This window comes from Bacillus sp. RE35 (assembly GCF_052146655.1).
GTDB classification, from domain to species: Bacteria; Bacillota; Bacilli; order Bacillales; family Bacillaceae_G; genus Bacillus_A; species Bacillus_A cereus.
This window is the reverse complement of the sequence record NZ_CP197377.1, coordinates 4,396,287-4,423,068: the sequence shown is the minus strand read 5'-3', so window position 1 is coordinate 4,423,068 and position 26,782 is coordinate 4,396,287. Positions and strand designations below refer to the sequence as shown.

Sequence of the window (26,782 nt, the reverse complement as noted above, 5' to 3'; positions counted from 1 at the left end):
GATAGAAATCTATGAACTCTTTACAATTTAATCGTCATCGTCGTTTAAGACAAAGCGGGGGCATGCGTGCACTTGTGCGTGAAACGTTTTTACATACGGAAGATTTTATTTACCCTATTTTTGTATTAGAAGGTGAAAATGTTCGTAATGAAGTTCCTTCTATGCCGGGCGTATATCAAATGTCTTTAGATTTATTGCAAGCTGAAATGCAAGAAGTTGTTGATTTAGGTATTCGTTCTGTTATTGTATTTGGTTTACCTGCTGAAAAGGATGAAGTTGGATCATCAGCATACTGTGATCATGGAATTGTACAACGTGCTATTCAGCAAATTAAAGGTGATTTCCCTGAGCTAGTAGTAGTTGCAGATACATGTTTATGTCAATTTACAAGCCATGGTCATTGCGGTGTAATTGAAGATGGGATTATTTTAAATGACGAGTCTCTTGCAGTTCTTGCGAAAACAGCTGTAAGTCAAGCGAAAGCAGGAGCGGATATTATTGCGCCATCAAACATGATGGACGGCTTCGTAACAGCAATTCGTCATGCATTAGACGAAAATGGTTTTGGACACGTGCCAGTTATGTCGTACGCTGTGAAATATTCATCAGCATTTTATGGACCATTCCGTGATGCTGCGCACGGTGCACCGCAATTTGGTGACCGTAAAACATATCAAATGGATCCGGCAAACCGTATGGAAGCATTCCGTGAAGCAGAATCAGATGTAATGGAAGGTGCAGATTTCTTAATCGTAAAACCAGCTCTTTCTTACTTAGATATCGTTCGTGATGTGAAAAATAACTTTAATTTACCAGTTGTCGCTTATAATGTAAGTGGTGAATATTCGATGATTAAAGCGGCAGCGCAAAATGGTTGGATTAATGAAAAAGAAGTTGTTCTTGAAAAATTAATTAGTATGAAACGTGCAGGGGCAGATTTAATTATTACGTATCATGCAAAAGATGCAGCAAGATGGTTACAAGAAGGAGGCGCTAAATAATGAAAAAGTTTGATAAGTCAATTGCAGCGTTTGAAGAGGCGCAAGACTTAATGCCTGGTGGCGTAAATAGCCCGGTTCGTGCCTTTAAGTCTGTTGGGATGAATCCGTTGTTTATGGAGCGTGGAAAAGGCTCTAAAGTATATGATATCGATGGGAATGAATACATCGACTACGTATTATCATGGGGTCCTTTAATTCATGGTCATGCAAATGATCGTGTTGTAGAAGCGTTAAAATCTGTTGCTGAAAGAGGTACAAGCTTCGGTGCACCAACAGAAATTGAAAATAAATTAGCAAAACTTGTTATTGAGCGCGTGCCATCAATTGAGATTGTGCGTATGGTTAACTCTGGAACGGAAGCAACAATGAGTGCACTACGCTTAGCTCGTGGTTATACAGGTCGTAATAAAATCTTGAAATTTATTGGTTGTTACCACGGTCATGGTGATTCGTTATTAATTAAAGCTGGTTCTGGTGTGGCGACTTTAGGTTTACCAGATAGTCCTGGTGTACCAGAAGGTGTAGCGAAAAATACGATTACAGTAGCTTATAACGATTTAGAAAGCGTAAAATACGCGTTTGAACAATTCGGTGATGATATTGCTTGTGTAATTGTAGAACCAGTAGCAGGAAATATGGGGGTTGTTCCTCCGCAGCCTGGATTTTTAGAAGGTCTTCGTGAAGTAACAGAACAAAACGGTGCATTGCTTATTTTTGATGAAGTAATGACAGGGTTCCGAGTAGCTTATAATTGTGGCCAAGGTTATTATGGCGTAACGCCTGATTTAACATGCCTAGGTAAAGTAATCGGTGGTGGTTTACCGGTAGGAGCATACGGTGGTAAAGCAGAAATTATGCGCCAAGTTGCGCCAAGCGGACCGATTTACCAAGCTGGTACTTTATCAGGTAATCCACTTGCAATGGCGGCAGGTTATGAAACGTTAGTACAGTTAACGCCAGAATCATATGTAGAATTTGAGCGTAAAGCTGAAATGTTAGAAGCTGGATTACGTAAAGCAGCTGAAAAACATGGCATTCCGCATCATATTAACCGTGCAGGCTCTATGATTGGTATTTTCTTTACAGATGAACCCGTTATTAATTACGATGCAGCAAAATCTTCAAACTTAGAATTCTTTGCGGCTTACTATCGTGAAATGGTAGAACAAGGTGTATTCTTACCACCATCTCAATTCGAAGGTTTATTCTTATCGACAGCACATAGTGATGCAGATATTGAAGCGACGATTGCAGCAGCTGAAATTGCAATGTCAAAATTAAAAGCGTAGTGTATTAGAGAAAATCGCTCTCCATAAGGGGAGCGATTTTTTTTATTCATAAAGTAAGCTTCCCATACATAAATCTGTAATGACATATAGTTTGGGAGGGGGAAAAGAAGTGGCTACAGATCATTCATTACGATTTTCATTAAAAGAATCTGTGTGGTTCCAAAAAGGACAGGAAGTCGAAGAACTTTTGTCAATTTCGTTAGATCCAGACGTTGAGATAGAAGAGCTTGATCATGAAGTAATCGTGAGAGGACAATTAGATTTAACGGGAGAGTATGTTGCACGAAAAGATGATTCCGCGTATTCATTAAGAGAACTATCGCCAGCAAAGTCAATTGATTATGTAGAAACAAGAGAAGATGGGGTTAATGAACTTGTTCATTCCTTTCCACTTGAAATATCAATTCCGAGAAATCGAGTGAAAGTAATTGAAGAGCTATATGTATCAATCGAGGAATTTGATTATGAATTAAAGGAAAATGGTTGCTTACAATTATTAGCGGATATATCTATTACCGGTTTGTGTGATGAAGAGAGAAGCGAGGATGAAGTTGAAGAGGAAGAAACGGTGTATGCTGAGTTAGAAGAAGATTCAGCGCAAGAGGATGAAAATAGACCGGCGCCGCATGTAGAAGAACCAGCATATAAGGAATCAGATGAGTGGGAAGATTACGCATTTGAACCGTTCCAATTAGAGGAAAGAAAAGAGCAGGAATTAGAAGAAGAGAAAATAGAAGAACATGAATTTGTGGAACGTGAAGAGGAGCAAGAAACAACGCCGCAATTTGAACTGTTCGGACGAAAAGATTTCAAGAAAGAAAAAGCGAAAAAGCAGGAAGAACAAGAAGAAGAGTACTCACAGCGAGATGAAAATGCGCTTTATTTAACAAAACTATTTACGAAAGAACCGGAAGAAGAATTTACAAAGTTAAGAATGTATTTCGTGCAAGAAGGGGATACAATTGAATCTATTGCAGACCGTTATGAAACGTCTGTACAAAATTTATACCGTGTCAATCAAACAGAAGATATATTTTTAAATACGGGGCAAATTATTTATATTCCCGTTTCAAGGGTAAAGGCGAAATAAGGAAGTGAGTGTTTTCACTCACTTCCTTTCTTAGAGGCTATGTTTTGAATAGAAAGGGTTATTCGTATGGATATTGAGTTGCGAAATCACTATGAACCTATCGTGAGGCAATATAGATTGGATACGCAGCATATGGAAGAGCACGGAAATGTAATGAAAATTTATACGAATCAAGGTCCATATGCACTCAAGAAAATAGAAGGCAGAAAGTTAGAGCGGAATAACTTTCTGCATCATATTCAATATTTGAAGGAGAAAGGTTTTTCAAATTATGTACCTATATATCATGCGACGGATGGAAGTTATATTTTAAGTGACGGGACGTATAATTATTATTTAATGCCTTGGTTAGAACGTGCAGAAGGAAACGGTGAGGACAATGATCAATACCATAAAATGTTTCAGACACTTGGAACGTTGCATCAAAAAACTGTGAAGGAAGAAACGTATACGGAAGAAGATTTAGAAAAACATTATACAAGTATATCCGATCGTTGGGAAAATGATGGTGAGATGTTAGAAGAGTTTCTCGTAGAATCTGAATCAAAATGGTATATGTCCCCGTTTGAATTGCAATATTGTACGTACTATCATCATGTAATGAGAGCGCGTGAATTTGCAACGAAGCAATTAAATGAGTGGAACGATGCGATGAAAGAAAAGGAGAAAACGCGTATTACTTTTGTGCATGGTAATGTGTCACTGAATCATTTTTTATTTGACTATGAACGGAATGGCTATTTTATTAGTTTAGAAAAATCGAAGTTTGCAACGCCTGTGCAAGATATAGTAGGTTTTTATTCACGGTCTTTAAACACATATCCAATCGCAAGAAGTGATCGGTTTGAATGGTTTCAAATTTATCAAAAAAATTTCCCTTTTACGAAAGAAGAGCAACTACTTATGTTTGCGTATATGACGTATCCATCGCAATTTATTCGGCAAATCCAGTCTTATAAGAAAAGAAGAGATAATCGTAACGAGGAAAATGAACTGCGCGGAGTAAAGAGTTTGCAACAATCGCATTGGCTCGTTAGCAATATAGAATATTTCCTGTCACAATTACAAGCTGCCCAGCAAGGGAACGGATAAAGTAAACATTCCCCGCTGATGATTAGCCTTCACTAATTGGGCGTTTACGGGCACCAGGGCTCCCATCTAACTTCTTTGCTTCAGCTGAGTTTTGAGGTGGAGGTCTTACTGCCCACAAATAGCGGGGTAAAGAAGATAAGTAGAGGATTCTACTTATCTTCTTTTTGGCACCAAAAGCTGTAGTTTTAAATTTATCTTGACGAATAAGGTTTCGTTTTTTACACTATTGTATATAATAATTAACAATCATATAAATGCCTTGAAGGGGAAGAGTATAACATGAAACGTCTTCAGAGAGGAGAATCATTAGCTGGGAGATTCTCTAGATAGTTATGTTAGAAGGTAGCCCTGGAGCATCTTTTCTGAACGGAATAGTTCTTATTAGGAAAAGACGGATTTGTCCGTTATCAAATTAAGAGTATAAGCAAATTATGAATTTGTTTGTAAATAAAGGTGGTACCGCGATGTCCCTCGTCCTTTTTGGATGAGGGACATTTTTTATTTTAAGGAGGGAAAATAATGTCAAACACGGAAAAGAATTTACCAACTAAATATGATCATATGTCCGTTGAAGAAGGCCTTTATCAATGGTGGCTTGAAGGCAAATATTTTGAAGCAACAGGAGACGAGAAGAAACAACCGTATACAATTGTAATTCCACCTCCAAACGTAACTGGTAAGTTACACTTAGGTCATGCTTGGGATACAACTCTTCAAGATATTTTAACTCGTACGAAGCGTATGCAAGGATACGATGTACTATGGCTTCCAGGAATGGACCATGCTGGTATCGCAACACAAGCGAAAGTAGAAGGAAAACTTCGTGAAGAAGGTATTTCACGTTACGATCTTGGCCGTGAAAAATTCCTTGAAAAAGCTTGGGAGTGGAAAGAAGAGTACGCTTCTCACATTCGTCAACAATGGGGGAAAGTTGGTTTAGGACTAGACTATTCTCGTGAACGCTTCACATTAGACAAAGGTTTATCAGATGCGGTTAATAAAGTATTCGTTCAATTATACGAAAAAGGCTTAATTTACCGTGGTGAATATATCATCAACTGGGATCCAGCAACACGTACAGCTCTTTCTGATATTGAAGTAATTCATAAAGAAGTTCAAGGTGCATTCTACCATATGAACTATCCGTTAACAGATGGTTCTGGTCACATTCGTCTTGCTACTACTCGTCCAGAAACGATGCTTGGTGATACAGCAGTAGCAGTTCATCCAGAAGACGATCGTTACAAACATTTAATCGGAAAAACAGTTACACTTCCAATCGTAGGCCGTGAGATTCCGATTATTGCTGATGAGTACGTAGAAAAAGATTTCGGAACGGGCGTTGTAAAAATTACACCAGCTCATGACCCGAATGACTTTGAAGTAGGTAACCGTCATGACTTACCACGCATCTTAGTAATGAACGAAGATGGATCGATGAACGAAAAAGCTGGTAAGTATAACGGTATGGATCGTTTCGAATGCCGTAAAGAATTAGTAAAAGACTTACAAGAAGCTGGCGTATTAGTAGAAATCGAGCCACATATGCATTCAGTAGGTCATAGTGAGCGTAGCGGTGCGGTTGTTGAGCCTTATTTATCAACACAGTGGTTCGTAAAAATGGCTCCACTTGCTGAAAAAGCAGTAGCGCTTCAACAAAAAGAAGAAGAAAAAGTAACGTTCGTACCAGAGCGTTTTGAAAACACATATTTACGTTGGATGGAAAATATTCATGACTGGTGTATTTCTCGTCAATTATGGTGGGGACACCGTATTCCAGCTTGGTACCATAAAGAAACTGGTGAAGTATACGTAGGTACAGAAGCACCAGCAGATATTGAAAACTGGAATCAAGATAACGATGTACTTGATACATGGTTCAGTTCAGCATTATGGCCATTCTCCACACTTGGTTGGCCAAATGAAGATTCAGCAGACTTCAAACGTTACTATTCAACAGATGCACTAGTAACGGGTTATGATATCATCTTCTTCTGGGTATCTCGTATGATTTTCCAAGGTTTAGAGTTTACAGGCGAGCGTCCATTTAAAGATGTATTAATTCACGGTTTAGTTCGTGACGAGCAAGGTCGTAAAATGAGTAAATCTCTTGGTAACGGTATTGATCCAATGGATGTTATCGAGAAGTACGGTGCAGATGCAATGCGTTTCTTCTTATCAACAGGAAGTGCACCAGGTCAAGATTTACGTTTCAGCATGGAAAAAGTAGAATCTACTTGGAACTTCATTAATAAAATTTGGAACGCATCACGTTTCGTATTAATGAACATGGATGATATGAAGTATGAAGAAATCGATTTAACTGGTGAAAAATCAGTTGCGGATAAGTGGATCTTAACTCGCTTAAACGAAACAATCGAAAGCGTAACACGTAACATGGATAAATATGAGTTCGGTGAAGCTGGTCGTTCATTATACAACTTCATTTGGGACGATTTCTGTGATTGGTATATTGAAATGGCGAAACTTCCACTATACGGTGAAGATGAAGCAGCTAAGAAAACAACTCGTTCTATTTTAGCTTACGTATTAGATCAAACAATGCGTCTATTACACCCATTCATGCCATTCGTAACAGAGAAAATTTGGCAACATTTACCGCATGAAGGCGAGTCTATTACAGTAGCTGCGTGGCCAACAGTTCGCGAAGATTTACAAGATACGGAGGCTGCGGCAGAAATGCACCTTCTAGTTGATATCATTCGCTCTGTTCGTAACATCCGTGCAGAAGTAAATACGCCAATGAGCAAAAAAGTTCAAATGCAAATTAAAGCAAAAGATGAGGCTGTACTTGCTCAACTTACGAAAAATAGCTCTTACATTGAGCGTTTCTGTAACCCAAGCGAATTAACAATTCAAACGGACTTACAAGCGCCAGAAAAAGCAATGACTGCAATCGTATCAGGTGCAGAGTTATTCTTACCGTTAGCTGATCTTATCAATCTTGATGAAGAGAGAGCTCGTCTTGAGAAAGAACTTGAGAAGTTCGATAAAGAAGTAGAACGTGTACAGAAGAAACTTTCTAACCAAGGTTTCGTAGCGAAAGCTCCTGCAGCGGTTATTGAAGGAGAGCGTGCGAAAGAGCAAGATTACCTAGAAAAACGCGAAGCAGTTCGTCAACGTCTAGCAGATCTTGAAAAGTAAAAATATTTTTAGAGACTCACTATATTGGTGAGTCTCTTTTCTTTGCGTATAATAGAACTATGAAAGTTGTCTTTTGAAAGGGGAAAAGCATACGTGATACATACATACGAAGAAGCGATAGGGTGGATTCATAGCCGATTGAAATTTGGTATTAAACCAGGATTAGAAAGAATGAATTGGATGCTAGAAGAGCTCGGAAATCCAGAGCGTCATATAAAATGTGTTCATCTTGCTGGTACAAATGGAAAAGGTTCAACGTTAACATATATGCGTTACATGTTAGAAGGCGCGAAATATAAGGTAGGAACGTTTACCTCTCCTTACATCGAATCATTTAATGAACGCATTAGTGTGAATGGAACACCAATTGCAGACGAAGAGATTACTGAACTTGTAAAGCTGGTAAAACCAGTCGTGGAAAAACTAGATGAAACGGATTTAGGGGAAGCGACAGAGTTTGAAATTATTACTGTTATGGCGATTTGCTATTTCGGCAAATTCAATTTCTGTGATGTTGTTTTATTTGAAACAGGGCTTGGTGGACGTTTTGATTCTACCAATGTTATACACCCTGTCCTCACGATTATTACGAATATCGGTCACGATCATATGCATATTTTAGGAAATACACTAGGAGAAATTGCATATGAAAAGGCGGGGATTATTAAGTCTGGCGTGCCGGTAATTACTGGTGTACAAGATGAAGAAGCTTTGCAAGTCATTCAAAATGTTGCAAAGGAAAATCATGCAAACTTATACGAGATGGGCAACCATTTTACAGCATTACATAAACAGTCTAGTGAAGATGGAGAACAGTTCGATTTCACTTGTCCTTTCGCCTCTTTTGAAGATGTGCGAATCACAATGAAAGGCAGCCACCAAGTAGGAAACGCAGCACTTGCGCTTATGGCAGTCATGTATGTAAAAACATACTTATCATTTTTAATTGAGGAAGAAGAAATAAGAACTGGATTACAGGAAGCGTATTGGGTGGGGCGCTTTGAAAAACTGCAAAGTAATCCAGATATTATTATAGATGGTGCTCATAATCCAGAAGGTATCGAAAGCCTTGTGAAAACAGTAGAAGCGCATTACAAAGATAAAAATGTAATAGTGTTATTTACTGCCCTTGGTGATAAACAATTACATAACATGGTAGGCCAATTAGAAACCATTGCAGATGAAATTATTTTTACAACATTCGCCTTTGATCGTGCTATTTCTGCTGATAAGCTTGCATCATATTCACAGAAAGAATCAAAATTAGTTTTTGAAAATTGGAAAGAGGCAATTGATACAAAAGTTGAAATGATAGCAGAAAATGATGTTTTTATCATAACAGGTTCTCTTTATTTCATTTCTGAAGTACGAAAATATATTTGCGAGAAAAACTAGATAGTCTTTGCTATCTAGTTTTTTTGTTCTACAAATGAAGTCAAATGCATACATATAAGATAAATATATAGGGTTATTTGGCGAATTCCTCTGACAAATATCTCGTTTTTTTATGAAATGAATATGATATGATGCGGACAACGATAAGAGGTGAGGTGTGAGTGTATGGACAAGCAATCACGAACGATCTCAGTGAAAGTGAATGGAACAGAAGCGAAGTATGAGGAAAAAAAGAAAGATGAATTTGAATGGATGGTAGTAGAAAGTGAACGACCGAAAAATGTTGTTCCGTTTCAAAAAGGGAAATCAATGTCTGTGGAAAAATACCGAAAGAAGTGGAGTAATACATTAATTGTAATCGTTGCAACTGCAATCATTATCGGTACGGCGTTTGGAATGGGGATGCTTCATTTACTTACTGGACAAGGGACGACAGGAGGAAGTGAAGTGACAGCTTCAAGGCCGACTGGAAATGGAGAATCAAAGGTGGGTGGAACGGCAGAACAAACACCAGCACCGAAAGAAGAAAAACAAAAAGCACAAGCAGGAACGTCATTGGATCCAATGAAATTATTTTTTGTTCAAGGGGGGCTTTATTCTTCTGAAGAAAAGGGACAGGCAGCTCTTGAAGAATGGAAAGGCAATGGGGGCATTGGTGCTTTAAGACCGAGCGGTGATAAGTATGCAATAGTTGTTGGTATTGCTAGCGATGAACAGTCTATAAATCAATTAATGACTAAGTATAAAAATGATGGTGTCTCCGTTTTAAAAAAGAACTGGGATATAACAGATAAAGCATTGCTGAAAGATGATAAAGAAGTAGGAACATTTTTAACAAAAGTGCAGCCATTATACACTCATTTAGCAAAATATGCTTCTAGCGTACAAGTTGGTGGAAAAAGCAGCGCAAAAGATATAGAAGTAATTGAAAAAGAATGGAAAAAGGTTGAAAAAGAAGGGAAAAGTATGAAACAAGAAGAAGCAAAGAAACTGTATATGTATACGTCGGTAGCTGTACAAACAGTAAAAGATGGGAAGATGGATAAGGAATCTTTGGCGAAATTAAATCAAGTTATTATTGATGGTTTACTCTCGTATGAAAAAATTGTTTCGTAGAAAGTGAAATGATAGGATAATAAAATGAGTAAGAAAGAAGTACATGTACTTCTTTCTTTTCTTTTGAATTTAGAGCAAAGTGCTTTCTCTATGACAGGAATATAATCGTATGCAATAAAGAAGTGTTATTTTAGTTAGAGAAATTAATATTTCTTTCATTTGTGGACAAACTATTCCTTTGATACGATTAATATAAATTGTTCTGCTTCATGTGAGAAAGGAAGGAGAAAATATGAGAAAAATAATTTTAGCTTCAGGGTCACCTCGGAGGAAGGAATTGCTTGAGTTAGCTAGTGTGCCATTTGAAATCGTTGTAAGTGAAGTAGAGGAAACAATTGGTGCATATTCATCGCCTTCTGATATTGTAATGTCGCTTGCCTTGCAAAAAGCATCAGCGGTGGCAGAAAATAATAGTGATCACATTGTGTTAGGTGCAGATACAATTGTTACATATGAGTCGCGTATTCTTGGTAAGCCTTCTAATGAGGATGAGGCGAAAGAGATGTTGCAATTACTATCAGGGAAAACACATGAAGTGTATACAGGTGTTGCAATTATAGCAAAAGAAAAAACGGTTACTTTTTATGAGCGTACAGAAGTTACATTTTGGGAGTTAACAGAAGAGGAAATTGATACATACGTCGCGTCGAAAGAACCTCTTGATAAAGCCGGTAGTTATGGGATTCAAGGTAAAGGATCTATTTTCGTTCAAAATATTCAAGGGGACTACTATAGTGTAGTTGGCTTACCAATTGCACGTCTCGTTCGGGAATTAAAACAATTTGATATTGATGTAACCCATGCGTAAAATTGCATGGGGTTTTCTTTGAGAGAACAAATAAAGGGGTGGAGAGATGAACGGTATTCGTGATGTTGTAAGAGAAGAACAGCCACGGGAGCGTTTATTGTTAGAAGGTGCTGGAAGTTTATCAAATCGAGAGCTTCTCGCAGTGTTACTCAGAACAGGTTCTAAAGAAGAAACAGTTTTAAAGTTATCAGATAAAATTTTACATCAATTTGATGGCTTACGTATGTTGAAAGATGCAACATTAGAAGAGCTAATTAGTATACATGGTATTGGGATTTCAAAGGCATCGCAACTTATGGCAGCCTTTGAACTAGGCAGAAGAATGGTACGTTTAGAATATCAAAATAGATATAGTATTCGAAGTCCAGAAGATTGTGCGAAATACATGATGGAAGAAATGCGTTTTTTACAACAAGAGCATTTTGTTTGTTTATATTTAAATACAAAAAATCAAGTTATACATAGGCAAACGATCTTTATTGGAAGTTTAAACACGTCAATTGTACACCCGAGGGAAGTTTTTAAAGAAGCCTTCCGTCGTGCAGCAGCCTCTATCATATGTCTTCATAACCATCCCTCAGGAGATCCCACGCCGAGCCGTGAAGATATTGCAGTAACAAAACGCTTAGTAGAATGCGGCCAGATTATCGGAATTGAAGTGCTTGATCATATTATAATAGGTGACCATAAATTCGTGAGTTTAAAGGAAAAAGGTCATATTTAAGACTATGCTTTTTACTTATTTTGTTTTATAATGTGATTTATGAGTTTTTTGTAGAAATTTATCTACAAAAAGGATAAAGATATAAAAAACGTACTGTTTTTATAATATAAAGTAAGAAAAAATGAGTCCGTGAAAACAAGAAAGGAAGATAAATAATATGTTTGGATTTGGTGGATTTACTCGCGATCTTGGAATAGACTTAGGAACTGCGAACACGCTTGTATATGTAAAAGGAAAAGGTGTAGTTTTACGTGAACCTTCAGTAGTTGCGTTACAAACTGATACGAAACAAATCGTTGCTGTAGGTAGCGATGCAAAACAAATGATTGGTCGTACACCAGGGAACGTTGTGGCACTTCGCCCGATGAAAGACGGTGTAATTGCTGATTATGAAACAACTGCAACAATGATGAAATATTACATTCAACAAGCTCAAAAATCAAACGGTTTCTTCTCACGTAAGCCGTATGTAATGGTATGTGTACCATCTGGTATTACAGCTGTAGAAAGACGTGCAGTAATCGATGCGACTCGTCAAGCGGGTGCTCGTGATGCTTATCCTATCGAAGAGCCATTTGCAGCAGCAATTGGTGCAAACTTACCTGTTTGGGAACCAACTGGTAGTATGGTTGTTGATATCGGTGGCGGTACAACAGAAGTTGCAATTATTTCTCTAGGTGGTATTGTAACAAGCCAGTCAGTCCGTGTTGCTGGTGATGATATGGACGATTCAATCATTCAGTACATTAAGAAAAGCTATAACTTAATGATCGGTGAAAGAACAGCTGAAGCATTAAAATTAGAAATTGGTTCTGCAGGCGAGCCAGAAGGTATCGAGCCTATGGAAATTCGCGGTCGTGATTTAGTAAGTGGTTTACCAAAAACAGTACTAATTCAGCCAGAAGAAATTGCAGATGCATTAAAAGATACAGTAGATGCGATTGTAGAATCAGTTAAAAATACGTTAGAAAAAACTCCACCTGAATTAGCGGCTGATATTATGGACCGCGGTATCGTATTAACAGGTGGCGGGGCATTACTACGTAATTTAGATAAAGTAATTAGTGAAGAAACGAAAATGCCAGTTCTTGTTGCAGAAGATCCATTAGATTGCGTAGCAATTGGAACAGGTAAAGCATTAGACAATATCGATCTTTTCAAAACTGCTGCTCGATAATATTGCAAAATAAAAATCAGTGAAATTAAGAGGGTGTGAACGTGCCACAGTTTTTCTTAAACAAAAGATTAATTGTTTTGTTGGTTAGTATTATTCTTCTCGTGGCATTGATTGGAATCTCATTGAAAGAACGGAACAGTTTAACATGGCCAGAGCAGTTTGTTAAAGATACTGTCGGTGTTGTAGAACGTGTATTCCAAAAGCCAGCGAAATACGTAGCTGGATTCTTCGAAAATGTAGAGGATGTAAAGCGCACGTATGAAGAGAATAAAGAATTAAAAGCAAAATTAGATAATTATGCAGGTCTATCAGGGAAAGTAAAACAATTAGAAGATGATAACAAGAAGTTACAAGAGCTAACTGGTAAAAAAGAGTTAAATAGCGGGTATACTGAAATTCCAGCTACTGTTGTTTCTCGTAATCCAGATAAATGGTACGATTTAATTGGAATTGATAAAGGGGCACAGCAAGGAATTAAAAAAGATATGGCTGTAGTAACTTCACAAGGGTTAGTTGGAAGAGTGAAAAGTGTATCTCAGTTTACATCATCAGTAGAATTACTAAGTTCTATGAGCCGAACAAATCGCGTTTCTGCTATTGTACAAGGGCAAGAGAAAATCTTTGGATTGATTGAAGGTTATGACAAAGAAAAGCAATTACTTCTTTTCACAAAGATTGGCTCTGATGCACCGGTAGAGAAAGATCAACTAGTTGTAACATCTGGACTGGGTGATATTTTCCCGAAAGGTCTTGTAATTGGAAAAATCGTTGAAGTTCAGCCGGATGCATATGGCTTAACAAAAACAGCTTATGTAAAACCTGCCGCTGATTTAAATGACGTAGAGCATATTACGGTTGCTAAACGTGCAACACCTTCAGCGCCATTAGAATAGGAGGAGAAGAAGAGATGATGAAGATATTAAAAAGAGCAGCTCTTCCTCTTTTGCTCCTTTTTGTGTTTCTATTTGAAAATATGTTTGCTACTGTTGTTCCAACGGATGTATTTTGGAAAGACAGCATAGCAGCACCGCATTTCTTTATAATCGTCTTATGTTTTATTACAGTGTATTATAGTCCGGTCCAAGGGATTTATTACGGACTATTATTTGGCTTCTTATTTGATACCGTATACACAGAACTTGTCGGGATATATATTTTTGCTTATCCGATTTTAGCTTATTTAGTATATAGTGTGATGAAAGTACTACAATTGAATTTATTTATTGTTGTTTCTATCATATTAGCTAGCGTTGTAGCACTAGAGTATTATGTGTATGGATTCTTAACTTTATTAGGACGTACTCATATGCCAGCGTATGTCTTTTTCACAGATCGTCTCCTTTCTACTTTATTGTTAAATGCTATTTTCTTATTGATAGTTTGTTTCCCACTGAGACGATATATAGTGCGTCTTTCAAAAGCGATGGAAGAAAAAGAAAAAAGGATTTTCTAATTTTATGTCGAATTGAATCGGTGGGGTGAACTTTAGTGGAAGAAAAAAAGCAACAAAATGTAACGATAAAAGGGACAAAAGATGGGATAACGCTTCATTTAGATGATTGTTGTTCATTCTCAGAATTATTGATGGAATTAGACGAAAAACTTTCTACACATTACTACGATGGTGATGGGCGCTCTTTAATTGAAGTGCATGTGAAAGTAGGAAATCGTTATTTAACAGAAGTCCAACAAGAAGAGATTCGTACGTTAATTCGTAATAAAAAGAATCTTGTTGTGGATTCAATTGAAAGTGATGTTATCACTAAAGCAGAAGCAATAGCTTGGAAAGAAGAAACAGAAATTGTCCCTATTTCCAAAATTGTTCGCTCTGGACAAGTTTTACATGTAAAAGGAAATTTGTTGTTAATTGGAGATGTTAATCCAGGCGGAACGGTTATCGCTGGGGGGAATATTTTTGTCGTAGGATCATTAAGAGGAATTGCACATGCTGGGTATTATGGGGATTCGGATGCTGTAATCGCTGCATCTGTTATGAACCCGATGCAACTTCGAATTAGTGATGTGGCAATGCGGGCTCCGGAAGAGAAAGAAGACGGAGCGGAGGCGGCAGAATGTGCGTATATTAATGAGAACAATCACATTGTTGTCGATCGCCTGCAACTTCTCACTCATCTTAGACCTAATTTAACAAAGTTAGAAAGGGGAATTGTATAGCTGTGGGAGAGGCAATAGTAATTACATCTGGAAAAGGCGGAGTAGGTAAAACTACTACATCTGCGAACATTGGTACGGCCCTAGCGTTATCTGGAAAGAAAGTGTGCTTAATTGACACAGATATCGGTCTTCGAAATTTAGACGTAGTAATGGGGCTGGAAAATCGTATTGTATTTGATCTTGTTGATGTCGTTGAAGGGCGTTGCCGTTTACCTCAGGCTCTTATTAAAGACAAACGTTTTGATGATCTTTATTTATTACCTGCAGCACAAACGAGTGATAAATCAGCGGTAACACCTGAACAAATGGATGAATTAATACAAGTATTACGTCAAGATTATGATTACATATTAATCGATTGTCCTGCGGGGATTGAGCAGGGATTTAAAAATGCGGTAGCTGGTGCGGATAAAGCAATCGTTGTTACGACTCCAGAAGTATCCTCAATGCGCGATGCGGATCGTATTATTGGGCTTTTAGAAAAAGAGGATATTGAACCACCCAAACTTGTTATTAACCGTGTACGTAGTCATATGCTTCATGAACAGGATATGTTAGATGTTGATGAAATTGTACGTACATTGTCAATCGAGCTTCTTGGTGTTGTCGAAGATGACGATGAAGTTATTCGAGCTACAAATACAGGTGAACCTGTGGCGTTGCAACCAAGCGGAAAAGCAGCGTTGGCTTATCGTAATATTGCAAGACGCTTGTTAGGTGAGAATGTACCATTACAAGCATTTGAACAAGAAAAGGTATCGGTATTTGCAAAGGTGAAAAACTTCTTTGGAATCCGTTAAGAGCACTTCGCACATATGCGAGGTGCTTTCTTTTTTCTTCACACGAATATCTTTCTTTCTTAGCTCATACATATGTACAAACTGTATACAACTGTTTCTAATGAAATTAGCTTAACGAAAGAAAGGAGACAGTATGAAGAATAGACGCGTAGAAGAAATTAAAAAGCGGATTGCAAAAAGGAAGGCCGAGCAAGAAAGGATGGAGGAAGAGCAGTATTTTAACGGAGGGAATTTTGATAGTGAAGCAGTATTTATTGAAGATGGAGAAAAGGAAATGCATCCTTTATTTCGAAAGGAAGTCTTTTTCTTCAAAGTTTTATTATCAGCAATATTAGTTCTTTCGGTTGCTATTTTATATAAGAATGCTCCTTCTTCATTCAATGGAGCTAAAGCTGTTACAGAAAAAGTGATGAAAGAGGAATTTCAGTTTGCTACTGTAGCGAAATGGTACGAAAAGCAATTTGGAAAACCGCTTGTATTCTATTCGCCGAACGAGAAAAAAGAAGGAAGTATTCAGCAAAAAGATTATGCAATTCCTGCTTCTGGAAAGGTAATGCAAGGGTTTCAAAAAAATGGCCAAGGTGTATTTGTCCAAACAGCTACAAATGCAAAAGTGGAGTCAGTAAATGAAGGGTTAGTTGTTTTTGCAGGCAAGAAAGAGGAACTTGGAAATACAGTTCAAATTCAACATGCAGATGGTACGGAGTCATGGTATGCAAACTTAAACGATATGTCAGTGAAATTATATGATTACGTTTCAAAGAAACAAAAAATTGGAACGGTGAGTAATGATACAAATGATAAAAATGGAAAGTTTTATTTCGCGATAAAAAAGAATGAGAAATTTATTGATCCGATCCAGGTGATATCATTTGATTAAATATAGGGACGTTTTAACGAAAATTTCCGTGCATCCATTATTTTGGGTTATTATTGTCATTGGTATTTTTACTGCGCGTTTTAAAGAGTTACTACTGTTATTTTGTATTGTTCTTATTCATGAACTTGGGCATGCTTTTGCAGCAGCACACTATAATTGGCGTATAAAAAGAATTCAGCTTTTGCCGTTTGGTGGCGTTGCCGAGCTTGAGGAACATGGTAATAAGTCATTGAAAGAGGAACTTGTTGTCGTAATTGCAGGACCGATTCAACATGTTTGGATGATGCTGGTAGGTTATATGTTGTTCAAAGCTGGTTGGCTGAATGCAGATTTATATTATTTCTTCATGTGGAATAATATAATTATTTTAGCATTCAATTTACTTCCTATTTGGCCGTTAGATGGCGGGAAAGTATTGTTTAATGTATTATCATATCGTTTCCCTTATTTACAAGCACATGAAAAGATGATGCAATTGTCATGTGTTTTTTTTAGTGTAATATTAGGATGGCAGTTACTTTGGAATAGTAACAATATTATGATGTGGGTACTACTCATATTTTTAGCAGTGTCATTATATCAAGAGTGGAAACAAAGACGGTATGCATTTATGCGTTTTTTATTAGAACGTTATTATGGAAACAAAAGAGGAATCGAAAAGATTGCACCTATTGAAGTGCAAACGGAAGATCGTTTATATACGATTTTCACAAAATTTCGTAGAGGATATAAGCATTCTATTATCGTCCGTGGAAAATATAAAGAGCATTACACATTGGATGAAAATGAATTGCTCTATGCATATTTTACTGAAAAACGAACAACTTCATCAGTTGAAGAATTAATCGGTTAGTGTTGACGATAGCACTAACCTTTTATTATTGTAAAAGCAAAGAAGATTATAAAGTGAGGAAATAATTTTGAAAACGTTATATGTGAATTACGCTGGTTCGGAAAAGCGCGTTGCAATTGAAGAGAAGAAAAAGATTGTTGAGTTTTTATGGAAACGTAATGAAGAGCAAGAGATTGTTGGGCATATTTATGTTGGACGTGTCGTAAGAACAATTGCTGGAATGAATGCAGCTTTTGTAAACATCGGTTTAGAAAAACATGCTTACCTTTCATACGATGATGTACCATCTTCTTATCGTATACATGAAGGGCAAGCGATACTCGTACAAGTTGTGAAAGAGGCAATTGATACGAAAGGGCCTAAATTGACAGCGAATATAGAATTTACCGGGAAATATGTCGTTTATATGCCGTTTGATGAGATGCGCGCTGTTTCTCGAAAAATAAAAAATAATAAAAGAAGACAACAGTTACTCCAAATTGAAATAGAGGGAACGGGGGGGTACATTTTCCGTTCTGCTTCTGAAAAAGGAGCAATTGAAGAAATACAAGCTGAAATGCAAGGATTACAACAGTTGTATGAAGAGTTAAAAAGAAAAGAGGGTCAAGGAAAGGTGCCGTTATTACTTCATCGACCGGCGACCTTTTTAGATCGTGTATTTCAAGAGAACCCAATTGAAACAATTGAAAAAGTAGTTGTAGATACAAGAAGTATAGTAAAGGAATTAGAAGACAAAGTTGGAAAAGAAAAAGTATCTTTTTATAATGAAAAGTCTTCGATGTTTAACCATTTTGGAATAGAGCGTGAGATTGAGAAAGCACTCCAAAAAATTGTTTGGCTTCCAAATGGTGCTTATTTAATTGTAGAACAAATGGAGACGATGACTGTAATTGATGTGAATACGGGCAAGTTTACGGGAAAACAAAATTTACAAGATACAGTACTTCGCACAAATGAGCTAGCCGCTGAAGAAATTGCACGCCAATTAAGACTTCGTGATATTGGTGGTATGATATTAATTGATTTTATTAATATGAAAAAAAGAGAAGATAAAGAAAAGGTAAGAGAATGTCTCATAGCTGCTATGCAAGATGACCGAACATATACAAGGGTGCTCGGCTTTACGGAGCTAGGGATTTTGGAAATGACACGTAAACGTAAAAAGCATTCTTTACGGGACGTATTATTAAAAGAGTGTGTACCTTGCAAAGCGACGGGTTATGTGATGTCGCATGAAACAATTGCGTATGAGTTAGAGAGAGAACTAATCACATATGGCAATATAGAAGATGAAGCAGTATTAATCGCTGCGCCTAAAGAACTGCAAAAACAGTTTTTGCAAAAAGGATTACAAAAAAATATTCCATTTGAAATTTATTTCAAAGATGATATTATCGAAAAGTATGCTATCGTTCGTTTTGGAAGTAAAAAAGAAATTGTAGAACGGAAAAAATAGTTAGCAGAACATTTATTGACAACCGTCTATGATTCATGATAACATCTTTATGTTATAGTTTATAGCACCTAAACGGCTATATGCTACAACCGCACAAGACAGGTTCCCTAAAGGCATTTATGTCTACCTCGTTTTTGGCGAGTCTTAGTAATTAAGAGGAGGTGCAAGTATGTACGCAATTATCGAAACAGGTGGAAAACAAATTAAAGTTGAAGCTGGTCAAGCAATCTACATTGAAAAATTAGATGTTGAAGCTGGTGAAACTGTTACTTTTGACAAAGTTCTTTTCGTTGGTGGCGAAAACGTTAAAGTTGGTAGCCCAGTTGTAGAAGGTGCAACAGTTACTGCGAAAGTTGAAAAACAAGGTCGCGCTAAGAAAATCATCGTTTTCAAATACAAAGCGAAAAAGAACAATCGTAAGAAACAAGGTCATCGTCAACCTTACACTAAGCTAGTTGTTGAAGCTATCAACGCTTAATTCTGGTTAACATGATTAAAATTACGATAAGTCGCACGAAATTAGGAAGTATCCAATCATTTAAAATGACTGGACATGCCGATTATGCGCCACATGGACAAGACCTTGTCTGTGCTGGAACTACAGCGGTTGTGTTTGGTTCTATAAATGCAGTGGAAGAACTTTGTAATGTGCAAGCAACTATTGAACTCGGAAGTGATGGCGGATTCTTAACGTATGAATTGCCTAATGATTTAGACGTTCATGCAGCAGAAAAAGCACAAACGCTTTTAGAAGGATTAGTTGTTTCGCTTAAGACGATCGAACTTGATTACGGAAAGTATATCCGTTTAATAGAAAAAGTGCAGGAGGTGTAACGTATGTTAAGATTAGATCTTCAGTTTTTCGCATCTAAGAAAGGTGTAGGTAGTACAAAGAACGGTCGTGACTCTCAGTCAAAACGTCTTGGTGCTAAACGCGCAGATGGTCAAACGGTTACAGGTGGTTCAATTCTTTACCGTCAACGCGGTACAAAAATTTATCCAGGTGTTAACGTTGGTCGTGGTGGCGATGACACTTTATACGCGAAAGTTGACGGCGTAGTACGCTTTGAGCGTCTTGGTCGTGACCGCAAACAAGTGAGCGTATATCCTGTTGCTCAAGAAGCATAAGAACTCACGGAAAACTCTAACCTGAGTGCAGGTTAGAGTTTTTCTATATTAAGGGGTATCTAAATGAATGAAAAATGGACAATTATAGATGCATTGCGCCATTCAAGACATGATTGGCTCAATCGTATGCAGATGGTGAAAGGAAACCTTTCCCTTGGAAAAGTGGAAGAAATTCATAGTCTCATCGATCGTTTTGTCCAAGAAGCGAGACAAGAATCCAATCTGATGGGGCTATCAATGCCTTTATTTTCAGAGTGGATTTTAACATATAATTGGAAACAGCAGCCGTGCTTATTGGAGTACGAAGTATTAGGGAAATTACATAACTTATCTCACTTAGATGAGACTGTATGTACATGGACGAATCAATTTTTCTCGATGCTTCAGCATAGTTTAGACGTATATGTTGAAAATTATGTTTGTATCACAATTGAATGTGACGCGGATAATGCTCGTTTCTTTTTTGATTTTCGTGGTAAGCTAACGAGTGTAGAAGAACTACAGAATTGGCTTGCGACCCAAAACAATAAATGGTATTCCATTTCTTATACAGTGCGAGACGAAGAAGTCTCAGTTATATTACAACCAATTGAAAAAAGTGTGGTGAAATAATGTTTGTAGATCAGGTCAAGATATATGTAAAAGGCGGCGACGGTGGTAATGGTATGGTTGCGTATCGTCGTGAGAAGTATGTACCAAAAGGTGGCCCAGCAGGTGGCGACGGAGGTAAAGGTGCAGATGTTGTTTTCGTAGTTGAGGAAGGCTTACGTACATTAATGGACTTCCGCTACCAACGTCATTTCAAAGCTGATCGCGGTCAGCACGGAATGAGTAAAGGTCAGCACGGACGTAAATCTGAAGATTTACTTGTAAAGGTTCCGCCAGGAACAGTAGTAAAAGATGAAAAAACTGGTCAAATTCTTGCCGATTTAGTAACGCATGGACAAACTGCTGTAATTGCAAAAGGTGGCCGTGGTGGCCGTGGTAACTCACGTTTCGCAACAGCTACGAACCCAGCGCCAGAAATCGCTGAGAACGGGGAACCAGGTCAAGAGCGTGATGTTATTCTAGAACTTAAAGTACTAGCAGACGTTGGACTTGTTGGATTCCCAAGTGTAGGTAAATCTACATTATTATCTGTTGTATCATCAGCGCGTCCGAAAATTGCAGAGTATCACTTCACAACAATCGTTCCGAATCTTGGTGTTGTTGAAACTGGTGATAACCGCAGCTTCGTTATGGCTGACCTTCCAGGACTAATTGAAGGCGCACATGCTGGCGTCGGACTTGGACACCAATTCTTACGTCATATTGAGCGTACACGTGTAATCGTGCATGTTATTGATATGTCTGGTTTAGAAGGCCGTGATCCATATGAAGATTACGTAACGATTAATAATGAATTGAAAGAATACAATCTTCGCTTAACTGAGCGTCCGCAAGTTGTTGTTGCAAACAAAATGGATATGCCAGATGCAGAAGAAAACTTACAAGCATTTAAAGAGAAAGTGGGAGACGAAGTAAAAATCTTCCCAATCTCAGCTGTAACAAGACAAGGTGTTCGTGACTTACTGTTTGAAGTAGCGAACTTAATAGAAACAACACCAGAATTCCCAATACATGAAGTTGCGGATGAGTCTGATACAAGTGTAATGTACAAATTTGATACTGAAGGTGTTAAATTTGAAATTACACGTGAAAGTGATGGCACGTTTGTTATCTCTGGTTACGATATCGAGAAAACATTCAAGATGACAGACTTCTCACGTGATGAATCTGTACGTCGTTTCGCTCGTCAAATGCGCGGAATGGGTATTGATGAAGCGCTTCGTGCACGTGGTGCAAAAGACGGAGATATTGTAAAAATTCTTGAATATGAATTTGAATTTATCGATTAAGACTGCCGAAATACGGCAGTCTTTTTTTATATCGTAAAAATCGGATTTATATAGGAAAAAATCCCCACTAATTAAATTTTCAATTTATAATAAAAAGGGAGTGGTTTTTAGAAGAATTTTTTATGGGGAGAAAACGAACATGTATAAAATATTAATTGTAGAAGATGATGAGAAAATCGCGGGAATATTAGAAGAGCATTTAGAAAGATATGGCTATCAATCATTTAGAGCAAGTGATTTACGTCAAATAAAAGATGAGTTTGTAAAAGTGAATCCTCATCTCGTGTTACTTGATATTAATTTACCGTACTTTGACGGTTTTTATTGGTGTCGTCAAATTCGTACTGTATCGAATGCGCCAATTATTTTTGTTTCTGCAAGAACAGGAGAAATGGACCAAGTAATGGCGATTGAAAATGGCGGCGATGATTATATTACGAAGCCATTCCATTTAGATATCGTAATGGCAAAGGTGAAGAGTGCGCTTCGCCGTGGTTACGGAGAGTATGCTTCTGCTGCTGAGAGTGATTGTTTAGGTGTAAATGGACTGTTGTTATTCCCGTCTCAGCATATTGTTGAGTGGCAAGGACAACAAACTGAACTGACAAAAAATGAGTTTTACTTATTAGAGTGTTTAATGAAACAGGTGAATCAATATGTAACGCGCGAAGAACTGTTAGAAGCTCTATGGGATGAAGTAGCATTTGTGGATGATAATACATTAACCGTAAATGTAAAACGTGTAAGGAAGAAACTAGAGGAGTTAGGCATTAAAAATGCAATTGTAACGAAACGTGGATATGGTTATGCGCTTCTTACGGAGTGGGGCGAAGGGCATGAAGGTTAAAATTTACCTCATGGACCGCTTTTCTTTAATTCTTTCTTATATTGTTAGCCTTTGTTTATTTGGGCTCGTTTTACAGTTGCAAAGTCTTTTAGAAAAGCGATCCATTGATTGGAGTACATGGTTATATGGACTTTTATTAGGAACAGTTGTGTTTACTGTATACCTCATTTACGATTACCGAAAACGGAGTGTGTTTTTAAAGAGGATCGAAAAGTATGTTACTGGTGGAAATACATTACATGACTCTTTACTTATTGATGAATCTTATACATCAGAGCAAGAAATGGTCGTTGAATCTTTTACGTTATTAAGACAGCAATATATGAATGAAGTTCATAAACAGCATGCGAAAGAGCAACAGCAAATGATATTTATGAACCAATGGATTCACCAAATGAAAACACCAGTATCTGTTATTGAATTATTGCTGCAAAAGTTTGGCAAAGAGCATCGTGAGGCAAGAGCAACAGTTGAAAGTATTCGTGAAGAAAATAATCGTATACTAAATGGTTTAGATTTAGCGTTACATATGGCAAGACTAGAGCAGTTTGCGAAAGATTATAAGGTAGAAGTAGTAAATGTTATAGATGTCGTGCGAGGTATTATTAATGAAAATCGGAAATCCTTCATTCAATCGTCTGTATTTCCGAAAGTGATGTTTGAAGAAGATACTTGTATGGTTGCCTCTGATAGAAAATGGCTAAGTATTGCTATAGGTCAAATTGTTGTAAATGCAATTAAGTATACAAAAATTTCAGCGGCAGAGAAAAAAGAAATTCAATTTCAAATTGAAGAGAAAGACCAAAAGGTGTTATTACATATTAAGGACAATGGAATCGGTATTCCAGAGCAAGATGTAAAGCGTATATTTGATCCATTCTTTACGGGGGTAAATGGCCGTAAAACGAGAGAAGCGACTGGAATGGGTTTATATATTACGAAGGAAATTTGCGATAATTTACATCATGGAATGTATGTTCAATCGGCTGAAGGAGAAGGGACAACATTCACGTTCCAATTTGCAAAAGATGAAGAATATCATACATTGATGAGAAAAATGACAAAACTGTAAGATAACAAAACGTTTTGTAAGGGAAATCACTCGTTTCTTTTTCTTATTTTTCTTATAGTAAATGTAAGAAGAAAACACGTAGGGGGATTAGAAATGAGTGTTCTTGAAGTAAAAGGATTAACGAAGGTGTACCAATCAAAAGGTTCAGTAGCGACGACTGCTTTAAACGATATAAATTTTAAAATAGAAGAAGGCGAATTTGTAGGGATTATGGGTCCTTCAGGAAGCGGGAAAACGACGCTTTTAAATTTATTAGCAACAATTGATAAGCAAACTTCAGGTCATGTGCTTGTAAATGGTGAAGAAATTAATCAAATGCGTGCTGCAAAATTAGCGGAGTTTCGCCGTACACATTTAGGGTTCATCTTTCAAGATTTTAATTTACTTGATACGCTATCGATTAAAGAAAATATTATTTTACCACTTGTAATGGCGAAGAAATCTGTAAATGAAATCGATGCGAAAGTACTGGAAATTGCGAAGTTTTTAAACATCGAAGAAATTTTAAATAAAAAAGTATACGAAGTATCTGGGGGACAACAACAACGTGCAGCAGCAGCGAGAGCAATCATTCATGAACCGACGTTAATTTTAGCAGATGAGCCAACTGGAAACTTAGATTCGAAGTCAGCGAAATCGCTAATGGGCGCTCTGCAAGATTTACATGAGCAAAAGAAAGTAACGATTGCAATGGTTACGCACGATCCAGTAGCGGCTAGTTATTGTGAACGTATCCTTTTCATACGCGATGGGGAAATTTTCTCGGAAATACATAAAGGAAGAACGAAACAAGCCTTTTTCCAAGAAATTCTGGACGTACTTGCGATGCTAGGAGGAGAATATCATGAACTTTCGCCAGCTCGCGCTTAATAACGTAAAAGGAAATTGGCGTAACTATAAAGCGTTTCTTATAAGTAGTTGTTTATCGATTGTCGTATTTTTCATGTATGCTTCTTTTATTTATCATCCAGATGTCGTAAGCGGTAATATTAGTATGAGAAAGATGATCACAAAAGGATTAGAATCGATGAATTATATTGTGGTCATCTTCTCGGCACTCTTTATTTTATATGCAAATTCAACGTTTTTACGAGCAAGAAAAAAAGAGTTTGGTCTACTAACATTAATAGGCGGAACGAAATCGCAGCTCGGCCGAATGATTATATTAGAGCAACTGATGTTAGGTAGTATTGCAATTGTAATTGGTATTGGGGTTGGAATGCTTTGTTCAAAATTATTTTTCCAAGCGTTAAGCGTATTATTGAAAATAGATAAGACACTTCCACTTGTTTGGAATAGTAAAGCAGTTCTTATTACAGCTGGCGTATACTTTATCCTATTTTTAATCCTATCATTGTTTAGCGTTTGGACGGTAGGACGCTTGCAAATTATTGATTTATTAAGAGAAGCTAGAAAGCAAAAAGTAGAGCCGTTTGCATTTACATGGTTATGTGTAGTTGGTATAGGATGTATTATTGCTGCATATGTACTTAGCTTCCAAGTAACGTTTCTGAATTTCCTCATCCTCTTTTTACCGGTGGTAGGACTGACAATTGGCGGAACGTATTTATTATTTACACAAGGTAGTACAGTTGTATTAAAAGCATTACAAAAAAGAAAGCAATCTTTCTATACGTATCCAAATATGTTTGTTCTTAGCAATCTTATTTATAAAATGAAAGATAATGCTCGTTTTCTATTTGTAATTTCTATTATTACGGCGGTAGTATCTTCAGCAGTAGGTACACTGTACGTATATTTTGAAAATATGAGTGCGAAAACGGTAGAACTTACACCACATGCTATTTCATATGAGGAAAAGGGGTTAAATACGCATAATCTTATTAATGAAGAAAAGGTACAGGAGCTTGTGAAGAGACACGGGTTTGAAGATGCGCGAAAAGTAACCTACGTTAAACTACCGGCAACACAGAAAATAACGTTGTTTAATAGTGAACATGAAGTACCGATGACGATTATTTCAGAAAAAGAATATAATGCAGAAGTGCGCAAACAAAAGAGAGAGCAACCTACAGAAGTTCATAATGCACCAGGTAGTGCAACGATGGTTATGGTTGATATGTCAAATGAACTGATGAAGATAGATCGTACGAAACCGTATGAATTTACAATTAACGGGCAAAAGCAGTCTGTTCAATTAAATAATCCAACGCAGTATTCTGTTTTTAATGATAGTGAATATCTTATTGTAAATGATCAAGATTTTGAGAAATATGCAAAACTCGTACCAGATGAAGAAAAGACGAAATATTACGGTTATTATATCGAGGATTGGAAAAATACAGAAAATCTTGTATTAGATTTGAAAAATGAAATTGCACCAGAAAAGCAAGGAGAATTGAGAAATTCAGTGTTTGCGTATAAGGATATAAGAGAAGGTGGAGCAATTACAATGTTCATCGGTTTCTTCGTAGCGGTACTGTTCTTCTTCTTCGCTTGTAGTATGACATACTTTAAATGGTTTAACGATAAAGAACAAGATCGTATTCAATTTAAATCGTTAAAGAGAATCGGTATGACAGATAAAGAAATTCGCAAAATTGCGATTCGACAAATGGGAGTTATCTTCTTTATCCCAATTTTAATCGGTTCCATTCATAGTGGAGTTGCTCTTCATACGTTAGGGAAAATGCTTTATATTGATTTATGGAAATCAGGTGCGCTTGTCATTGGAGCATACATTTTAGCTTCTGCCATTTACTTTATGATCGCGCAAAGAGGATATTTAAAACACGTAAAAAGCTAGGGGAACCTCTAGCTTTTTGCCTATGTAGTAAGTTACAGGAGGACGATAG

Annotated in this window: 26 protein-coding genes and 2 other annotated features; all 26 genes read left to right on the top strand. The window is 37.2% G+C overall.

What is annotated here, in order from left to right; genetic code table 11:
• The first annotated feature begins 11 nt into the window (after positions 1-11).
• Positions 12-1,001 (top strand): porphobilinogen synthase, encoded by a 990-nt coding sequence (gene hemB / locus ACTL4X_RS22575; protein WP_001087065.1) that lies wholly within the window; start codon positions 12-14, stop codon positions 999-1,001.
• A complete protein-coding gene (gene hemL, locus ACTL4X_RS22570; RefSeq protein ID WP_000712943.1) occupies positions 1,001-2,290 on the top strand; it encodes a glutamate-1-semialdehyde 2,1-aminomutase in 1,290 nt (429 codons plus the stop codon). The genes hemB and hemL overlap by 1 nt, the downstream gene beginning before the upstream one ends.
• Before the next feature lie 79 nt (positions 2,291-2,369).
• Positions 2,370-3,380, top strand: coding sequence for a stage VI sporulation protein D (gene spoVID, locus ACTL4X_RS22565; protein WP_002024850.1), 1,011 nt, complete (start codon positions 2,370-2,372; stop codon positions 3,378-3,380).
• 66 nt (positions 3,381-3,446) lie between these two features.
• Positions 3,447-4,472 carry a spore coat protein YsxE gene (ysxE, locus tag ACTL4X_RS22560; protein WP_000350656.1) on the top strand — a complete coding sequence of 342 codons (1,026 nt, stop codon included), beginning with the start codon at positions 3,447-3,449 and terminating at the stop codon, positions 4,470-4,472.
• 250 nt (positions 4,473-4,722) lie between these two features.
• Positions 4,723-4,954: a binding site (T-box leader), on the top strand.
• A gap of 37 nt (positions 4,955-4,991) precedes the next feature.
• Complete coding sequence (locus tag ACTL4X_RS22555) at positions 4,992-7,637, top strand: valine--tRNA ligase (protein WP_000072244.1); 2,646 nt, start codon at positions 4,992-4,994, stop codon at positions 7,635-7,637.
• Between the two features lie 93 nt (positions 7,638-7,730).
• A complete protein-coding gene (locus tag ACTL4X_RS22550; RefSeq protein WP_000582039.1) occupies positions 7,731-9,032 on the top strand; it encodes a bifunctional folylpolyglutamate synthase/dihydrofolate synthase in 1,302 nt (433 codons plus the stop codon).
• 165 nt (positions 9,033-9,197) lie between these two features.
• On the top strand, positions 9,198-10,148 hold the full coding sequence (locus ACTL4X_RS22545; protein ID WP_000361018.1) for a hypothetical protein: 951 nt from the start codon (positions 9,198-9,200) through the stop codon (positions 10,146-10,148).
• A 232-nt stretch (positions 10,149-10,380) separates the two neighbouring features.
• A complete protein-coding gene (locus ACTL4X_RS22540; RefSeq protein ID WP_001226291.1) occupies positions 10,381-10,956 on the top strand; it encodes a Maf family protein in 576 nt (191 codons plus the stop codon).
• Positions 10,957-11,002: 46 nt separating this feature from the next.
• A complete protein-coding gene (gene radC, locus ACTL4X_RS22535) occupies positions 11,003-11,680 on the top strand; it encodes a RadC family protein (protein WP_001013390.1) in 678 nt (225 codons plus the stop codon).
• Positions 11,681-11,837: 157 nt separating this feature from the next.
• The gene (mreB, locus tag ACTL4X_RS22530) at positions 11,838-12,857 is read left to right on the top strand and encodes a cell shape-determining protein MreB (protein WP_000466736.1); all 1,020 of its coding nucleotides are present in this window, start codon (positions 11,838-11,840) and stop codon (positions 12,855-12,857) included.
• Positions 12,858-12,898: 41 nt separating this feature from the next.
• Positions 12,899-13,750: a rod shape-determining protein MreC gene (gene mreC / locus ACTL4X_RS22525; RefSeq protein WP_001135488.1), complete on the top strand. Its 852-nt coding sequence runs from the start codon at positions 12,899-12,901 to the stop codon at positions 13,748-13,750.
• A 14-nt stretch (positions 13,751-13,764) separates the two neighbouring features.
• Entirely contained in the window at positions 13,765-14,310 is a 546-nt protein-coding gene (mreD, locus tag ACTL4X_RS22520; protein WP_000975766.1) for a rod shape-determining protein MreD, read from the top strand.
• A gap of 35 nt (positions 14,311-14,345) precedes the next feature.
• Positions 14,346-15,032 carry a septum site-determining protein MinC gene (gene minC / locus ACTL4X_RS22515; RefSeq protein WP_000391521.1) on the top strand — a complete coding sequence of 229 codons (687 nt, stop codon included), beginning with the start codon at positions 14,346-14,348 and terminating at the stop codon, positions 15,030-15,032.
• A gap of 2 nt (positions 15,033-15,034) precedes the next feature.
• Positions 15,035-15,832 carry a septum site-determining protein MinD gene (gene minD, locus ACTL4X_RS22510; protein WP_000503309.1) on the top strand — a complete coding sequence of 266 codons (798 nt, stop codon included), beginning with the start codon at positions 15,035-15,037 and terminating at the stop codon, positions 15,830-15,832.
• Between the two features lie 133 nt (positions 15,833-15,965).
• Positions 15,966-16,712 (top strand): stage IV sporulation protein SpoIVFA, encoded by a 747-nt coding sequence (gene spoIVFA / locus ACTL4X_RS22505; RefSeq protein WP_000797471.1) that lies wholly within the window; start codon positions 15,966-15,968, stop codon positions 16,710-16,712.
• Positions 16,705-17,565: a stage IV sporulation intramembrane metalloprotease SpoIVFB gene (gene spoIVFB, locus ACTL4X_RS22500; protein ID WP_000599058.1), complete on the top strand. Its 861-nt coding sequence runs from the start codon at positions 16,705-16,707 to the stop codon at positions 17,563-17,565. The genes spoIVFA and spoIVFB overlap by 8 nt, the downstream gene beginning before the upstream one ends.
• Positions 17,566-17,632: 67 nt before the next feature.
• A complete protein-coding gene (locus ACTL4X_RS22495) occupies positions 17,633-19,021 on the top strand; it encodes an Rne/Rng family ribonuclease (protein WP_000855491.1) in 1,389 nt (462 codons plus the stop codon).
• A 77-nt stretch (positions 19,022-19,098) separates the two neighbouring features.
• Positions 19,099-19,176: a sequence feature (ribosomal protein L21 leader region), on the top strand.
• A 14-nt stretch (positions 19,177-19,190) separates the two neighbouring features.
• Positions 19,191-19,499 (top strand): 50S ribosomal protein L21, encoded by a 309-nt coding sequence (gene rplU, locus ACTL4X_RS22490; protein ID WP_000270907.1) that lies wholly within the window; start codon positions 19,191-19,193, stop codon positions 19,497-19,499.
• Positions 19,500-19,510: 11 nt separating this feature from the next.
• A complete protein-coding gene (locus ACTL4X_RS22485) occupies positions 19,511-19,855 on the top strand; it encodes a ribosomal-processing cysteine protease Prp (protein ID WP_001973720.1) in 345 nt (114 codons plus the stop codon).
• Between the two features lie 3 nt (positions 19,856-19,858).
• A complete protein-coding gene (rpmA, locus tag ACTL4X_RS22480; protein ID WP_000944958.1) occupies positions 19,859-20,149 on the top strand; it encodes a 50S ribosomal protein L27 in 291 nt (96 codons plus the stop codon).
• 63 nt (positions 20,150-20,212) lie between these two features.
• Positions 20,213-20,761 (top strand): sporulation initiation phosphotransferase B, encoded by a 549-nt coding sequence (locus ACTL4X_RS22475; protein WP_001003584.1) that lies wholly within the window; start codon positions 20,213-20,215, stop codon positions 20,759-20,761.
• Positions 20,761-22,047: a GTPase ObgE gene (gene obgE, locus ACTL4X_RS22470; RefSeq protein WP_000497128.1), complete on the top strand. Its 1,287-nt coding sequence runs from the start codon at positions 20,761-20,763 to the stop codon at positions 22,045-22,047. Before ACTL4X_RS22475 ends, obgE begins: the two co-directional genes overlap by 1 nt.
• Positions 22,048-22,186: 139 nt before the next feature.
• The gene (locus ACTL4X_RS22465) at positions 22,187-22,894 is read left to right on the top strand and encodes a response regulator transcription factor (protein WP_000276723.1); all 708 of its coding nucleotides are present in this window, start codon (positions 22,187-22,189) and stop codon (positions 22,892-22,894) included.
• Complete coding sequence (locus ACTL4X_RS22460; RefSeq protein ID WP_000865181.1) at positions 22,884-23,966, top strand: HAMP domain-containing histidine kinase; 1,083 nt, start codon at positions 22,884-22,886, stop codon at positions 23,964-23,966. The genes ACTL4X_RS22465 and ACTL4X_RS22460 overlap by 11 nt, the downstream gene beginning before the upstream one ends.
• 93 nt (positions 23,967-24,059) lie before the next feature.
• Positions 24,060-24,836 carry an ABC transporter ATP-binding protein gene (locus tag ACTL4X_RS22455; protein ID WP_000114529.1) on the top strand — a complete coding sequence of 259 codons (777 nt, stop codon included), beginning with the start codon at positions 24,060-24,062 and terminating at the stop codon, positions 24,834-24,836.
• Positions 24,811-26,733, top strand: a complete 1,923-nt coding sequence (locus ACTL4X_RS22450; protein ID WP_001011410.1) for an ABC transporter permease — start codon at positions 24,811-24,813, stop codon at positions 26,731-26,733. The genes ACTL4X_RS22455 and ACTL4X_RS22450 overlap by 26 nt, the downstream gene beginning before the upstream one ends.
• Positions 26,734-26,782 lie beyond the last annotated feature (49 nt).